Raw genomic sequence first — 14,562 nt, forward strand, 5'->3', positions numbered from 1 at the left:
GTCGATAGCCGTGGGGCAAGGTCAGCGTCGGGTACCCCACATCATTCCCCAGACGCCTCCTGTGGCAGCGCAAGAGCCATCAGGGCGCTGGCCGCCACCAGAGCGGCCGAGATCCACAGGCAGGCGGCCAGGCCATACACCTGGTACACCCAACCGGAGAGTAGTGTGCCGGCGAGGCGGCCCATGGCGTTGGCCATGTAATAGAAGCCCACGTCCATGGAGACGCCATCGGCGCGGGCATAGTGCACGATCAGGTAGCTGTGCCAGCTGGAGTTGACGGCGAAGAGCACGCCGAAGGCCAAAAGCCCCGTCACCAACCAGCCCACTTCGGCCAGGGGCAGCAGGGCCAGCAGCGCTGGCAAGCCGGCCAGGGCCAACGCCCAGAACACGGTGACGGCCCGCGCCCCGCCCTTGACCAGGCCGGTGAGGCGCGGCGCCTGGGTCTGCACCCCACCATAGCCGATCACCCAGATAGCCAGCAGGCCGCCCACCGTCCAATGGCTCCAGCCGTGCTGGTCGTAGAGGAACACCGGCAACGCCACCACGAACCACACGTCCCGGGAGGCGAACAGGCATAGCCGCGCCGCCGAGAGCACGTTGATGGCCCGGGACTTGGAGAACACCTCGGTGAACTTGGGCTTGCGCTTCTGGCGACCCAGGTCAGCCTTGAGCCTTATCAGCGACAGCGTCAACACCGCGACGAGCATCAATGCCATGGCGATGACCGCACCGCGGAAGCCGATCAGAGTCAGCAGCAGGCCGCCGAGGAAGAAACCGGCCCCCTTCAGCGCGTTCTTGGAACCGGTGAGGATCGCTACCCAGCGGTAGAGGGCACTGCCGGCACTAGGGCTGTCCTTGGGCACCAGCACCTTGACCGCGCTCTTGGCGCTCATCTTGTTGAGGTCCTTGGCGATGCCCGAGAGCGCTTGGGCGGCCATCACCCAGGGCACGGTTAGCGCCGCGGCGGGCACCATCAGCATGACCAGCGCGACGATCTGCAGGCCGAGGCCCACGTTCATGGTGCGGTTGAGGCCCAGGCGTGCCCCCAGCCAGCCCCCCACCAGGTTGGTGACTACGCCGAAGGCCTCGTAGAAGAGGAACAGCAGCGCCACCTCCAGCGGTGAGTAGCCCAACTGATGGAAGTAGAGCACCACCAACATGCGCAGGGCACCGTCGGTGAGGGTGAAGGCCCAGTAGTTGCCGGTGATCAGCAGGTACTGGCGCACCTCGAAGGGCAGCCCCTTCAAGCGGATCCCGAGCTTCCCTGCCTCAGACATGGCCCACCTGCTCACTCCCCACCTTCATCGCCAGCTCGGCGGTCCGGTTGGCGTAGCCCCACTCGTTGTCATACCAGGCGTAGAGCTTGAGCTGGGTGCCGTTGACCACCATGGTCGAAAGCGCGTCGATGATCGAGCTGCGCGGATCGGTACGGTAGTCGATGGAGACCAGCGGGCGCTCCTCGTAGCCCAGGATGCCGGCTAGCGGGCCCTCGGCGGCGGCCTTCAGAGCAGCATTGACCTCGTCCACCGTCACCTCGCGTTCGAGTTCGAAGACCATGTCGGTGAGCGAGGCGTTGGCCAGGGGCACCCGCACGGCGTGGCCGTTCAGCTTGCCCTCGAGCTCGGGAAAGATGGCGGTGATCGCCTTGGCCGAGCCGGTGGTGGTGGGAATCAGGCTCATGCCGCAGGCACGGGCTCGGCGCAAGTCCTTGTGGGGGGCGTCGAGGATGGTCTGGGTATTGGTGATATCGTGGACGGTGGTCATGGAGCCGTGCGGATGCCATAGGTCTCGTGGATAACCTTGACCACCGGCGCCAGGCAGTTGGTGGTGCAGCTCGCCGCGGTGACGATGCGGTGTGTCTCAGGATCGTAGCGGTCGTCATTGACCCCCATCACCACGTTCAGCACGCCCTCTTCCTTCACCGGCGCGCTTACCACCACCCGACCGACGCCCTGGTCCAGGTAGGCCTGCAGTTTCTCGCGGGTCTTGATCTTGCCCGAACACTCGATGACAACGTCGCAGCCCGACCAGACGCTGTCGGCCGTGGCGACCTTGGAGGTAAAAGCCAGGCGCCGACCGTCGATGAGGATGTCCGCCTCGGTGGCGTCGATTCCCTTTCCCGGTGCCCAGTGGCCATGCACCGAGTCGAACTCCAGCAGGTGGGCGAAGGTGGCAGCGTCACCGCCCGGATCGTTGATCAAGCCGATCTCGACCTCGCCCGATTCGACGGAGCGCCAGAGGCTGCGCAGCGTCAATCTGCCAATGCGTCCGAAGCCATTGATACCAATACGCAGAGTCATAGTTACCTCGCTTTGAATTTAGTCGTGGGTCTCGATGGATCGAGGTTCAGCGCTCGATGTCGTCGCGCTCCTGGATCTCCAGCCAGAGCAATAGCCGATGACGGATTTCGGCCAGCGCCTGCTCGTAGGCATCCGACCGCTCGATAAGGCGAGGATCGCGGATATCCCAGTAGAGATACTCATCACTGCTGCCCTGCCAGTCACGGCATGCCTGCTGGGCCTTGTCACAAAGCACGATCACCGAATCGAAATGCTCACCGGCGAAATCGCCCAGGGACTTGCTGGCGAGCCCCTGAGTGTCGATACCTAGCTTGCTCAAGGTAGCCAAGGTGATCTCATGGGGGCGATCCGGCTCGGAACCAGCGCTGAACGCCTCAAAGCGGTCTCCCGCCAGGTGACGTAACAGGGCTTCGCCCATCAGGGACCTGGCCGAGTTGGCATTGCACAGGAACAGAACACGTCGCTGTCTCATCAGTGGGCCCTCATTAATGCGGTTTTGCATATATGCGGATAGAGAGATGTTGTGTGCTGCTAGGACGTTCTACGCTTCTACCTTGAGTGCAGGACTTGACGCACCCCCAATAATTCCATATTTTTAGAAATATGGAAATATCAAACGTAATCGAGAGCTTTTCCGCTCTGGCCCAGGAGACACGCCTGGCGATCTTTCGCCTGCTGGTACGCCAGGAACCGGATGGGCTCGCCGCCGGTGAGCTCGCACGGCAGCTATCGGTGCCCCATGCCACGATGTCGGCGCACCTAGCTGTTCTGTCGCGGGCAGGTCTGGTGGTATCCCGTCGCCAGGGGCGCTCGATCATCTATCGTGCGAATCTAAACCACATGCAGGAAGCCATCCGCTTCTTGGTGCGCGACTGCTGCGCGGGGCATCCGGAGGTGTGTGGCCCCTTGGCGGAGTCCCTAATCGGTTGCACTCCGAATCAAGATAGGAAGTGAGACGGTATGCTCCCCCAGATCTATCACAACCCGAACTGTGGCACATCGCGCAATACCTTAGCGATGATGAAGGCCTCTGGTGAATCCCCCGAGATCATCGAATACCTCAAGACGCCTCCAAGCCGGGAACGGCTTGTGGAGCTGCTGGCGATGATGGGTATCTGCCCTCGGGATCTGCTGCGGCGCAAGGGAACCCCCTACGAGTCATTGGGGCTGGACGACCCGGCTTTGACGGATGAGCAGCTGATCGATGCCATGCTGGCGGAACCAATTCTGATCAACCGGCCGATCGTGGTGACACGGAAGGGCACCAGGTTATGCCGACCCTCGGAGACGGTGCTGGATCTCCTTGACCATCCAGTAGCGCACTTCGTCAAGGAAGATGGTGAAGTCATCCATTACCCAGGAATCGCGCCATGAGCGACATCAAGATGTTGGCAGACCTCCCCCATATTGATCCTTCGCAGTTGCGTTCCATCGACACGACACTGTTAGCAGGCCCCGAGGCCCCCCAGCATGCGCCACGTATTTTAGTGCTCTACGGATCCCTGCGTGAACGCTCCTACTCACGTTTGGTTGCCGAAGAAGCCGGGCGGCTGCTGCGTTGGTTCGGATGCGAGGTGCGAACTTTCAACCCCAGCGGCCTGCCCTTGCCGGATGATGCGGGGGCCGACCACTCCAAGGTTCAGGAGTTACGCGAGTTGGCCGAGTGGTCGGAAGGCATGCTGTGGGTCAGTCCCGAACGCCATGGTGCCATGACGGCCATCATGAAGGCCCAGATCGACTGGATTCCGTTGTCGCTGGGCGGTATTCGCCCGACCCAAGGCAAGACCCTGGCCGTGATGCAAGTTTCAGGTGGTAGCCAGAGCTTCAATGCAGTCAACCAGATGCGCATCCTTGGTCGCTGGATGCGCATGGTGACGATCCCCAATCAATCTTCGGTGCCGAAAGCTTTTACCGAATTCGACGACGATGGGCGCATGAAGCCCTCCCCCCTGTACCTTCGCATAGTGGATGTTTGCGAGGAGCTGACCAAGTTCACCCTGATGATCCGGGGACGAAGCGACTACTTGACAGACCGCTACTCTGAGCGAGTGGAAAGCGCAGAAGACGTTTCCCGGCGCGTGAACCAATGTGCCATCTGACAGGAGTCACACTATGACCGTACTCCAGGAATCCCAGGCCCCCAGCGCCTCCGAGGGCATGGGTCTCTTCGAGCGCTATCTCTCGGTGTGGGTGGCGTTGGCTATCGTCGTCGGGGTGCTGCTCGGCCAGTTTGCCCCGGCGGTACCTGAGACGCTGTCACGCTTCGAATATGCCCAGGTATCGATCCCGGTGGCGATCCTGATCTGGGCGATGATCTTTCCTATGATGGCGGAAATCGACTTCGCCGCCGTACTCGGTGTGCGCCGCCAGCCCAAGGGGCTGGTCATTACCACCTCGGTGAACTGGCTGATCAAGCCTTTCACCATGTTCGCCATCGCCTGGTTCTTCCTGATGGTGGTGTTCCGTCCGCTGATTCCGGAGCACTTGGCGAGCCAATACCTGGCCGGCGCCATTCTGCTGGGGGCCGCCCCCTGCACCGCCATGGTCTTCGTGTGGAGCTACCTGACCCGCGGCGACGCCGCCTACACCCTGGTGCAGGTGGCCCTCAACGACCTGATCATGCTATTCGCCTTCGCGCCCATCGTGGTCTTCCTGCTCGGCGTGTCGAACATCCAGGTGCCCTGGGACACCGTGGCGCTATCGGTCTTTCTCTATATCGTGATTCCGCTGGCGGCCGGCTACCTGACCCGGCGTACCCTGATCGCCCGCCGCGGCAGCGAGTGGTATGACAACGTCTTCATGAAGAAGGTGGGGCCGATCACCCCCATCGGGCTGATCATTACTCTGGTGCTGTTGTTCGCCTTCCAGGGCGACGTGATCTTGGCTAACCCGCTGCATATCGTGCTGATCGCCATCCCGCTGATCATCCAGACCTTCCTGATCTTCTTCATCGCCTACGGCTGGGCCAAGGCGTGGAAGGTGCCCCACAACGTGGCGGCCCCCGGGGCGATGATCGGTGCCAGCAACTTCTTCGAGCTGGCCGTGGCCGCTGCCATCGCCCTATTTGGCCTGCATTCCGGCGCGGCGTTAGCCACTGTGGTAGGGGTGCTGGTGGAGGTGCCAATCATGCTCATGCTGGTCAGAATCGCCAACAACACACGGGACAGATTCCCCGAATAATAAAATCGGCCCGTGTTCCTGTAACACGGGCCTCAATGCGTGATCTGAAAGTCAACGCCTAGCCGAGAAGCTACGTGATCAGGGTAGCCTGGCGAGCCATCACCCAGCGTAGTCCCTCTTGTCCTGGCCAATTCCACAGCTTCCCGAGCATGAACCAGGTAGTCCGGTTCTCCTTCGCTTTATCAACGGCGGCCAAGTAAGCGGCTATGGCTTCAAGTGTGGTTATGTAGGGCCTATCAACCAGTTAATCCGTTGTGAGTTTTGCTTGTCGCCCACCTTTCAATTTCGCATAGCAACCAGATAATCCGGATACCCCGTACTGTTCCGCTCATGGGAAGTTAGCCTCAATCTTGACCAAAGCTTGTTGTTTACCGAAATCGATATCCTACGTCAGGGGGCAGGCGATCAACAGCCTTTGGCCGTATCCAGCCTCTTGCAACGATTCGGTGGATCGTATCTAGGATGATGAAAGCCAGTGACAGCACATAGCCAGCTTGTTAGCCTCACCAGATGACGGAGGTTACGAGTCCTGGTGATCGATGCATGCAAATAAGCTGAACGCAGAGAACGACGGTGACACTGGCGGTGTGCTTACGGAGATAGTGGGCAGTTCGCCGTGCGCGACCACCGTGCAACAGATTGAACGAATACTCGGGATCGATCGCGATTTCCCTGCGGCGTTGAATCTGGTTGAGAAGCTGCTGGGTATTCTTCAAGTAATACCTGTTAAAGATGGATCCGTGTTGGAGTGGGTTCGAGCGCTCGAGTCCGTCCAAGACGCCGGTAAGCTTAGGAAATATGATCTGTCCTGGACGCGGCTAGCGGCCACCAGCCTTGCAGGCAACCCCCTGGGTGGGAAATTCAAGCGCTATCCCTTGCCAGCGTTTTTGCTGCAGGAGCCCCTGGCCGAACTTGGTGAACAAGCCAACCTGATACATCGCCTCTTTCTGGAAGTTGCGATTCAACAGAAAACCTTTAGGGGTATTCAAGCGATTGCGGATGAGCTGCGGAAGTTGATCGCTATCAGCACTCCAAAATCCAGCATGGGTCGATTGCCTACAGACGTGTCTACTGACTGGTCCGCTTGGGCAGAATATCTTGCAAATCTGCCTGCTAACGATGCCCTTTCAGGAATGCTCAACAAGCTTTTGAGACTGCGTACCTCCAGTAGCTCTCCGACATCCAGGCAAACGCCTCCAGTTTCGCTTATCTCTCAAACCGACTCTAATCCGCCCTCTGGTGTTGGTATCAGTGTTGGTCCTACGTACCGCACTCTGGTCACCGAGCCTGGCGACAGTCAAACGGCTGAACCTCCAAAATATGTGGATTTGCACCTGACTCCACAAGAGGAAGAAGAGGATGAGCCGACGTCTGAACAGGAGGTTGATGCCCAGTGCCGCGAGACACGTCATTGGATTTCCCGTCATCAACGCCTAACGCCAAACGATTCCGGTCGGTTAACCCCAATCGAGCGTCGCTGGCTCGCATCCCGGCTACGAGAGCTCACGGTAAGCGAGGATGTCGGCCTGCGATCAGGCGCTGGCATTGTGGCGCTCATGTATGTCACCGGAATGCCCCTAGATGACGTGCTGCAGGCTGCTGTTGGGCCAGAAGGAACTTTTGACGTCGGCGGAGCGTATCGACGGACGATTCGCCTGCCGAGCAATGCTTACACTCCGAATGCTGATGTGGCGGAGCAGTTTCTGCCCAGAGAAACGACGTTAGTACTCCAGTTGCCCGATATGGTGACGAACTGGATGAACGCGAACGTTCAGCATCAAGACTGTGCGTTGGCGCAAGCTTTGGGTGTTGAGCTGAATAAGGCAAAAGAAGATGTCGATAAGGTCATGGAATGCCTTCGTGCTGGGGGCCGTTACACACGGATCCGCCGCGAACGCATTCCTGCAGCGTTGGCCATTGAACTGAACCTGCGGTATCGCGATTTTGGAGTTGTTCACCATTTGGCGTCCGGCCCTGATCAGGTTGCGCCGATGATCAGTTATTACGTGGTGCATTTCATTGACGATTTGAAGCACCGATACACGGAGGTTACTGAGGATATGCTGCGAGTCTAATGAGTACGTCAACGGTTACGGGTTTCTTTCCGGAGTCTCAGGTGATTTCCAGCTTACCTGAGATCAGTCTGACGCGTTTGCAGTCAGCCATTCATGGTAACGGGAGCCTTGCGGAACGGCATAACGCATTCACTGACTATTGCCTTGCGCTGCTTTTTTGCTGCACAGGACATCGTGCAGTTAAAGACCCCTTCAGCGAGCTAAAACACTTTGATTTTGACCGAGGGTTACTACTTATTTGCGATAAGGTCAGCGATGAGTCGCGGGCTTGGCGGCTGGTTTCCCTACCAGATACGGCGGTAGAACAAGTAAGTGTTTATCGTAATTATTTGCGCCTGTTGGCATCTCAACTTGAGGGGGGCTCGCCTCTTGGTGAATTGCCGGCGCTGATCTGGGATGTATCTCAGGGCAACGCGCGGATACCGTTCTTTTTCTATCTGCAGGAAAGTTGTGACGGTTGGGAGGCGGTCACGCCGGCAACTCTCTCAAAGCGCTGGCAAGACCGCTGGACATTGCCGGTGAATTTTCTTCGCCATGTGATGGCAGACACGCTGTTGCATCTTACTCGTCGGGCTGACTGGGTCAGCATCCAGCTAGGGCATGCCGACGGAGTCGATCATCCATTTGGAGCGACATCGACAAAACCAGCGTTAAATACCTTGGGCCAGATCCGTCCTTACTTGGAAGAGGGGTTAAAGAAAATTGGATGGACAGTGGCCCGATCACCGTTGCATGGCTCTCGAGTCAGACACCGGCCTGTAAAGCGGTCACGGCTTAATACCTCTTCAGAAGCGTTGTTTGGCTACCAGCGACGTGAAGCTGTGCGTAAGGGAAAACGTTCAATCGCTGCAACATTCTTCAGAGAGCTGTGGAGTGAGCAGTTTCCCACAGGTGCTGCTGTGAACCGGACAGCGGTCCAGCGCATAGTTGAACAGATTATTATTCAGGCACCAACTAGAGGACACTCGGTAAATTGGTGTCTCAGGCTTCTCTACAGTCACCTGCGTTCCCGTCCAGGTGGGCTAGCAATACTCCGCCAAATTGCGCGATATCGTCAGATAGAAATTGAGCCCTCGCCATTTCATGCCGGTTCACTCATCGACTATCAGGCAGGTCAGGGAATTAGAGCCGCATATTTGGGCTACCTAGAGCAACAGGGGAAGAATCAGGCCTCATTCGATGTGCATGTTCGGCTTGCGGAGATTGTGGTCAGCGCGGCTATGTTTAGTGGAATCGCTAATGCGGACAGGCTGAAAGTCCTGGGGAGCGCTCTGCTGGCGCAAACCTACCTTCTTAAGCGCTCCGTGTTTGTCGATGTGCCCTTAGGTCATGGAGCAGTCTTCAGGTGGTTTCCTGATCCGGTATCGCAAAAACTCATCTATGGTTTGTTCCGAGCCGAAACCGCAGGCCAGAAGATACAAGAAACCAAGACGAGAAAAGCTTTGAACTCGCTGGTTTGCGAGCTTGCGGGTTCAGCTGGCGGGTGTCCTTATGATCGTTTGGTCCGTGTCTCGAGAGCGGTCTCGGGAATAGAAATGCCGGGCTACATTTCGTCTTGTCTCAGTGGTGTTATACCGGCCGTATCGCTTCCGTTGCCTCAATGGGTGCGAGTGGTAACGGGTAAATCGTTAACGTCTGGCGACGAACCAGCCGCAAATCAGCCAGCCAAGTCCGATAACTGGACACCCGTTATAAAAAATTCGAAACGGCAACACACTGCCGGGGAGGGACGGGCTTTTTTACGGGAGTTTCGTCGCCTGATTTCTGCTGCCCGGAACACTAAGCGTACTGGTAACCAGCTAGCGCGTACCCGTAGCAAGCGTGAGCTCGTGAAGACGTTGCAGCTAGCCTGCGAAAGTTCAGGCTGGTCCGCCCTTCAGATGATGCTCGCAGGCTGGACGGTCCATCTATGTCGGCATGGAACGCGGAGCAAAAAAGGTCTGGCCTATTCCACAGTGGAAAAATACTCCGTGCTCGTCGCATCAAGGCTGATTCCTGTGAGTGCAGATCTTGATGTCTATGCCCTGGATGAGGTGGCGTACGAAGAGCTATATCTGCGTGCTGTTGAACGTGAAGAGCCCAAGCGCCGATTTGAATTAGCCTGCCGATTACGCGAAATGCATGCTTTCTTTCAAGAAGTTTATTTGATGGAAGATCTGGACTGGTCCGCCATTATGGGAGCCGCTGGTGGCCGTGCCCAGACCCGTTTTGCGGAAGCAAATATCATCACCTCTGCGGAATATCGGCGTGCATTGACTGCGTTAGTCGACGACGCGTCTCTGGGGGAGCGTCGCCGATGGCAGTATGCTGGGCTTTTACTTCTTGGGTTTCGGTTCAACCTGCGTTTTGGAGAGGCGCTACGATTGCGTTTTACCGACGTGCAGCGCGACGGGGAACAGGTTTATGTTTGGGTGCACAACTCTGTTTTCGCTGAGACAAAATCACATGCGGGTGTTCGGGTTGTACCTCTGATAGAACGACTGGATGCGCTGGAAACACGCGTTTTGGACCGGTTATTGGCTGCAGGCGAATCCGACTTTGATGATAATCCCGCTGCTATGCTGATGGCTGAGCATTCTGGGGCAGCGGAGCTGATTGATCGAGCGGAGGCTGGGCGTGTTCTAAACGGTTTGCTCCGCCGAGTGACGGGTGATAGCAGTAGCCGCTTTCATCATCTGCGCCATGGTTGGGCGACACGAGCGGTGGCGTCTCACATCGGCTTGGTAACCCCCGGTTTTTGTGAGCAGCTATCCGAAGCTGTCTGGCCAGAATTTTATGGTAGTGACGCGGGGTTTCCGCTGCGCAGTATTGCCGTGGCTGCTGGTCATGCCAATGAGAGCACTACGCTGGGTAGTTACACACACTGCGCTGATCAATTGGTGTCAGATTATTTACCCGAGCCCCAGCTCTCGGATCACACGGTGGCTTATGCAGAGCAGATAGCCTACGCCACAGTCCGGACACGGCGCCGAGGCTCGGGTAGGGCATCTGAGGGACGCCTGCCTGCGATACCGAAGCCTGCGGTTGCTACTGGGACGCCCCAGGTTGCCACCCTCTCAGGCCTCTTATGTGAGTCGCTGAAGGCTGGGCCTCTTAGTCTAACGGATGTTGACATGCTGCTGCGCAGACTCCGGAATAGCGGGCAGCCCGTAGATGTAGTAGCGAGAACGTTGGGCCTGAACATACCAGCGTCTAGGTGCGCGGTAGACCGCGCGTTGAGCTTGGAGGTTCGAACCGGATATGACGGCTATCGGCTGGCAACGCGTTCTGACGATTTTTTAGCTTGGGCCGTTAGCGACAGAAAAGCTCGGCAATTCAAGCGTGAGGATAACAATGTAATCGAGCGCCTTAGAGTACTTGATCGCCAGATAAGAATGTCTTCGCTACCAGAGTTGGATGAATTATTGTCTGGATTGCGCGCATTGGAGGAGACAATTGATGCCAAGAGTGGTGACTACTATGTGGTCCGGGTAGAGCAGTTGAGCTCAATAGCAAAGCTCGCAGCACTACTTGATGCCCGCGTCAGCGCGGCAGTATCAGCCGTGATAGACACCTGTGAGCTGCGAGAATTGTTGCAGGTCAATGGTGTGGAATGGCGTCATTGGAACACTAGGCGGGCCGGACTAAGGCTCAGCCTGACCCCTACCAGCGGGCCGAAGCGTACGTTGCAGCGCCTGCTACTGATAATTGCGTTGGCGATTCCCGATAAGTATCAAACAGCTGCTGTTGTGGATCTCAAGTCTGATGACAGTGCTGCTAGCTCTGCCGTTTCCTGAGAACGTTAGTGCATAGTTGATAACAGCTTGATCTTGAGGTGCTGGAATTGCAACTGTATGCACAGTGATGGCTAGTCAACCAGCGAGCGTTGGACAGGAATGTCTATTGTTCGGATTATCTCTTGCAGCGTTCCGCCCCGCATTTTGCGTGCCCCGTTCTCTAGCTGGTATGAAGGAGTCACACGCAGCTCGACAGATTTGCGGTATAACTGAGCCTCAAGCAATCGTTCCCTGAAATGTTCACTCAGCGGAATGTGCAGCTGGCTGCACTGACCGTCAGGCCCGCGGAGCAGCATGGTCCTGGTCTTATCATTTACCGCTAATACCTCTCCGCTTAGCACTAGGTCCTGGCTGTCCTCAAGGATCTCACTAGATCCGCGCTTCGGGACGAAGCTGAAGCTGGTAGCGTCGTCCGCCCCAGCCCTTAATTCACACGGTGGCAAGTGGGTTCTCAAAAGGGTTGCTAGTTCAGCTATCTTTTCTGGAGCTCGGAAGATAGATTCGGAGCTCTGTGCTGGATCGCCTGAGCTGATTGAGATTAGCTCCGCAGGGGCAGGAGACGCTTCGAGTTCTCTTAGGACCTGAAGCGCGGCGTTAATCTGTTGCAGGATCTCGTTAGCACTGCTTGATCCCAAGGGCAATTCGGGATGTTCGAAGATTGCAAAAAGGGCGATTTCTACCCGTTTTCCATCGGTTCGCTCCAGAGCCTCTAGGCGAACCTGGTTGCCTACTTTGTGTTGAAGCTTCGCCGCTACAGTCTCAAAACTTTTTAAATAACTGCGCTTTTCCGCATTAGACACCGGCCAAGTGATGTGCGAATCCTGCTTTTCAGTCTTAGCGATAAAACCATAGAAAAGTTCGACCCTATTAATACTATTAGTTTTCATCGGAAGTCCTTGTCATGAAGCCAGTTGATAACTTATTCCTCTGTTTGGAAATGTTCAAATGTTTGTTTTGTATCATTAAATCGAATGTTTATTGATTGTTTGTGTTTCGCGTTTTTATAACGTTATGAATTTTAAGCCGTTTTGTATTGCGCTGTTGCGAGATTTTTTTGTTTGCTATCGTATAATGATATTCGATGATATGTCTTTCGAGTGTTTTTATAGGGTTTTGTTTATTTCGGAATCCAAAATAGGGAAATATCGCCTCACTGAGGATTTCCAGTCAGGGGGAGTGTTAAGTATCAAGAAGGGAAGGTGGTGCTGGTTCTTTACTCAGACGCCGGTGTTGTAGGCAAATTTTCTGAACAATAGCGAGACGCGCTGTTGCTGTTCGCCATGAAGTATGTGCGTACCTTGCCGGCTACCACTGGCGTTCAGTACTAGCGAGACAACAGCGCACTCTGATTCGCTGTATCAATGACGCTGCGCTGGCTTGGGCGTCGTCTACTATGAAAAATGGATGGGGGTTAGGATCGAATGTATAGCGATGTATAGCGGATTTTGCTATACATCGCTATACATCGCTATACTTTACTATATTTGGCTATAAACCGGCGGCGAGATGTCGTCTGTTAAAAGATCGTAAAGGGGGCAGTGTTGGGTCTGGCTCGCCAAGAAAGGGCGGTAGCGCATCACCTGACCGGTTATCGTTTCAAAATCCGCTAGCAGCGACCCCGCCAAACCATTACGAATCTCCATGAAACCTCACTCCCTGGCTAACGGCGTTTTTGGCGGCCATGTCTGTCATAGGGTTCTCCTTAACTCGTCGCGTCCCGATCGGTAGAGTGGCGAGCTAATCGTTGCCGCCATCCGCGTCACTAAGAAGATCGTGGGGCATACCGACATGTCTCTCGCCTTAACAGATGCTCATGATGGTCTGTAGTGAGGTGGTTTTGCGCTTTCCTTCTCCGACCAGTATGTAAACAGTGTTAGTTGTCTCGAAGATGCAGGGCGGGGTGAACCTTAGCAGCGGCGTGGTTCTTACCCAGTTGCCTGGCGCGAAGCGATGAGTGCTATCGAACATGACATCGTGGGCATACACCATGACTGGTTTGAGATCCTGCTGTTGAAGATCGTCGGCAATTTTCTCGGCCACATTCAGCTCAGCCCAGATCCAATCGCGGACAATCCGGAACGGCTTGTAGTCGGTGTGGGCCCTAACCAGCATTTTGGCTTCTTCCAGCGTCAGATTGCCCCCTTGCATGGGCTCGCCCTCGCCGTACAGCAGATCAGTCAGTTCGTTCAGCTCGTTCATATTGGTTTCCTTTTGAGTTCTTAGCGACCAGCGGAGGCTCAAAGGCCTACCTATGCTGTACGTATATCCAGTATATGTACTGGCTAGCCGGGTTGTCTGTCAATGCTGGGCCGAAGCCCTGGCCAGTACGTGTGGGCATAAAGAGTGGCTCAGGGCTTGCTTAGTAAGCCCTGAGCATCGACGGGTTCATGGAGGTCCGGGCAACCAGTAGGTGCAGCCGGGGCCCGCACCTTCGAAGCGGGCGAAAGAGTGCCAGTCCGGTTTTCCACCGAAAGCCTGCTGCCGATTGTTGGCCGATGCGCTCATGACATCGGCTTGTTTTATCGTAAGGGCGATCGGCATCATGGGCCGTTGCTGGCGAGGACGTATCATCCAGTCAAACAGATAGCGTAGCGCATTCGCACCATCGGCCCAGACGCGGTCCAGGCGAGTTAAGGCTGGGACGATTAGCTCCATCCCAAGCAGCTCATGGCTGATTAGGTAGCCTGTTTCAGTGCGACGCCCGTCCGCAGAAAAGCAGCACACCTTACCTAGGTCATGCAGCAAGCCAGCGACAGCCGCTAGCCAGCGTTCATGCTCGGCAAAACTACTGCTAACCGCATACACCGATCGCGCCACTTCCAGGCTGTGCTGAGCTAGTCCTCCGGTATGACTGTGGTGATGATCGCGGCTAGCAGGAAGACTGAAAAATTTGCAGCCAATAGAGGGTTGCCCCAGTACCTGATATACAAAGGCCTTAAGCGAAGGATAGGGACAGGGTTGAAGCCATTGCTCCAAAGCCATCACGTTTTCCACCGAGCCGACGAGGCTGGCCGGCAAATGGGCTAGCGATTGAAAGCCGTCCGCAGTGATTATTTGGCCGTCGGAACCGAACAGGTAATCGCCGTGGCGGTTCACCAGAATGGAGACAGCAATCAGGTCGCCAACAGGCCATTTTCCAGGATGATCCTGAAGTTCCAGCAGCACTTCATGGCGGCCGTCCAGGTTCTCGATGCTGAGAAAGATTGCCGAGCCAAGCGGCGATACCTGATA

General features: G+C 56.3%; 11 protein-coding genes and 1 pseudogene. 6 read left to right on the plus strand and 6 right to left on the minus strand.

Annotation, left to right across the window (positions count from 1 at the left end):
• Positions 1 to 41: 41 nt before the first annotated feature.
• The 3 genes and pseudogenes from arsJ to HG264_RS14050 form a co-directional block, all read right to left on the minus strand.
• A complete protein-coding gene (arsJ, locus tag HG264_RS14040) occupies positions 42 to 1,277 on the minus strand; it encodes an organoarsenical effux MFS transporter ArsJ (RefSeq protein ID WP_008958323.1) in 1,236 nt (411 codons plus the stop codon).
• Positions 1,270 to 2,300 (minus strand): annotated as a pseudogene (locus HG264_RS14045) (ArsJ-associated glyceraldehyde-3-phosphate dehydrogenase). The gene arsJ and the pseudogene HG264_RS14045 overlap by 8 nt, the downstream one beginning before the upstream one ends.
• A 46-nt stretch (positions 2,301 to 2,346) precedes the next feature.
• Positions 2,347 to 2,772 (minus strand): arsenate reductase ArsC, encoded by a 426-nt coding sequence (locus HG264_RS14050; RefSeq protein ID WP_169408249.1) that lies wholly within the window; start codon positions 2,770 to 2,772, stop codon positions 2,347 to 2,349.
• A gap of 131 nt (positions 2,773 to 2,903) precedes the next feature.
• Between HG264_RS14050 and HG264_RS14055 the strand changes: the two genes are divergently transcribed.
• The 6 genes from HG264_RS14055 to HG264_RS14080 all read left to right on the plus strand — a co-directional run bounded on the left by HG264_RS14055 (position 2,904) and on the right by HG264_RS14080 (position 11,331).
• The gene (locus HG264_RS14055; RefSeq protein ID WP_169408250.1) at positions 2,904 to 3,254 is read left to right on the plus strand and encodes a helix-turn-helix transcriptional regulator; all 351 of its coding nucleotides are present in this window, start codon (positions 2,904 to 2,906) and stop codon (positions 3,252 to 3,254) included.
• 6 nt (positions 3,255 to 3,260) lie between these two features.
• Complete coding sequence (arsC, locus tag HG264_RS14060; RefSeq protein WP_092850563.1) at positions 3,261 to 3,674, plus strand: arsenate reductase (glutaredoxin); 414 nt, start codon at positions 3,261 to 3,263, stop codon at positions 3,672 to 3,674.
• 11 nt (positions 3,675 to 3,685) lie between these two features.
• Complete coding sequence (gene arsH / locus HG264_RS14065; protein ID WP_092850574.1) at positions 3,686 to 4,399, plus strand: arsenical resistance protein ArsH; 714 nt, start codon at positions 3,686 to 3,688, stop codon at positions 4,397 to 4,399.
• 13 nt (positions 4,400 to 4,412) lie between these two features.
• Positions 4,413 to 5,480 carry an ACR3 family arsenite efflux transporter gene (gene arsB, locus HG264_RS14070; RefSeq protein WP_169408251.1) on the plus strand — a complete coding sequence of 356 codons (1,068 nt, stop codon included), beginning with the start codon at positions 4,413 to 4,415 and terminating at the stop codon, positions 5,478 to 5,480.
• 539 nt (positions 5,481 to 6,019) lie between these two features.
• Positions 6,020 to 7,555 carry a hypothetical protein gene (locus tag HG264_RS14075; protein WP_169408252.1) on the plus strand — a complete coding sequence of 512 codons (1,536 nt, stop codon included), beginning with the start codon at positions 6,020 to 6,022 and terminating at the stop codon, positions 7,553 to 7,555.
• 41 nt (positions 7,556 to 7,596) lie between these two features.
• Entirely contained in the window at positions 7,597 to 11,331 is a 3,735-nt protein-coding gene (locus tag HG264_RS14080; RefSeq protein WP_169408253.1) for a hypothetical protein, read from the plus strand.
• 71 nt (positions 11,332 to 11,402) lie between these two features.
• Here HG264_RS14080 and HG264_RS14085 read toward each other — a convergent pair whose 3' ends face one another.
• From HG264_RS14085 to HG264_RS14095, 3 genes are all read right to left on the minus strand, one after another.
• Positions 11,403 to 12,218, minus strand: coding sequence for a hypothetical protein (locus tag HG264_RS14085; RefSeq protein ID WP_169408254.1), 816 nt, complete (start codon positions 12,216 to 12,218; stop codon positions 11,403 to 11,405).
• A 913-nt stretch (positions 12,219 to 13,131) separates the two neighbouring features.
• Positions 13,132 to 13,530, minus strand: a complete 399-nt coding sequence (locus tag HG264_RS14090; protein WP_169408255.1) for a hypothetical protein — start codon at positions 13,528 to 13,530, stop codon at positions 13,132 to 13,134.
• A gap of 186 nt (positions 13,531 to 13,716) precedes the next feature.
• Complete coding sequence (locus tag HG264_RS14095; protein WP_169408256.1) at positions 13,717 to 14,496, minus strand: HD domain-containing protein; 780 nt, start codon at positions 14,494 to 14,496, stop codon at positions 13,717 to 13,719.
• Between the last annotated feature and the right edge of the window lie 66 nt (positions 14,497 to 14,562).

The sequence above is a fragment of the Pseudomonas sp. gcc21 genome (genome assembly GCF_012844345.1).
GTDB lineage: Bacteria > Pseudomonadota > Gammaproteobacteria > Pseudomonadales > Pseudomonadaceae > Halopseudomonas.

Excerpts from the sequence above, each read along its gene's own strand:
- arsB (WP_169408251.1), top strand. The coding sequence starts at position 4,413 with ATGACCGTACTCCAGGAATCCCAGGCCCCCAGCGCCTCCGAGGGCATG.
- HG264_RS14055 (WP_169408250.1), top strand. The coding sequence starts at position 2,904 with ATGGAAATATCAAACGTAATCGAGAGCTTTTCCGCTCTGGCCCAGGAG.
- HG264_RS14075 (WP_169408252.1), top strand. The coding sequence starts at position 6,020 with ATGCATGCAAATAAGCTGAACGCAGAGAACGACGGTGACACTGGCGGT.
- arsC (WP_092850563.1), top strand. The coding sequence starts at position 3,261 with ATGCTCCCCCAGATCTATCACAACCCGAACTGTGGCACATCGCGCAAT.
- arsH (WP_092850574.1), top strand. The coding sequence starts at position 3,686 with ATGTTGGCAGACCTCCCCCATATTGATCCTTCGCAGTTGCGTTCCATC.
- HG264_RS14050 (WP_169408249.1), bottom strand. The coding sequence starts at position 2,772 with ATGAGACAGCGACGTGTTCTGTTCCTGTGCAATGCCAACTCGGCCAGG.
- arsJ (WP_008958323.1), bottom strand. The coding sequence starts at position 1,277 with ATGTCTGAGGCAGGGAAGCTCGGGATCCGCTTGAAGGGGCTGCCCTTC.
- HG264_RS14090 (WP_169408255.1), bottom strand. The coding sequence starts at position 13,530 with ATGAACGAGCTGAACGAACTGACTGATCTGCTGTACGGCGAGGGCGAG.
- HG264_RS14085 (WP_169408254.1), bottom strand. The coding sequence starts at position 12,218 with ATGAAAACTAATAGTATTAATAGGGTCGAACTTTTCTATGGTTTTATC.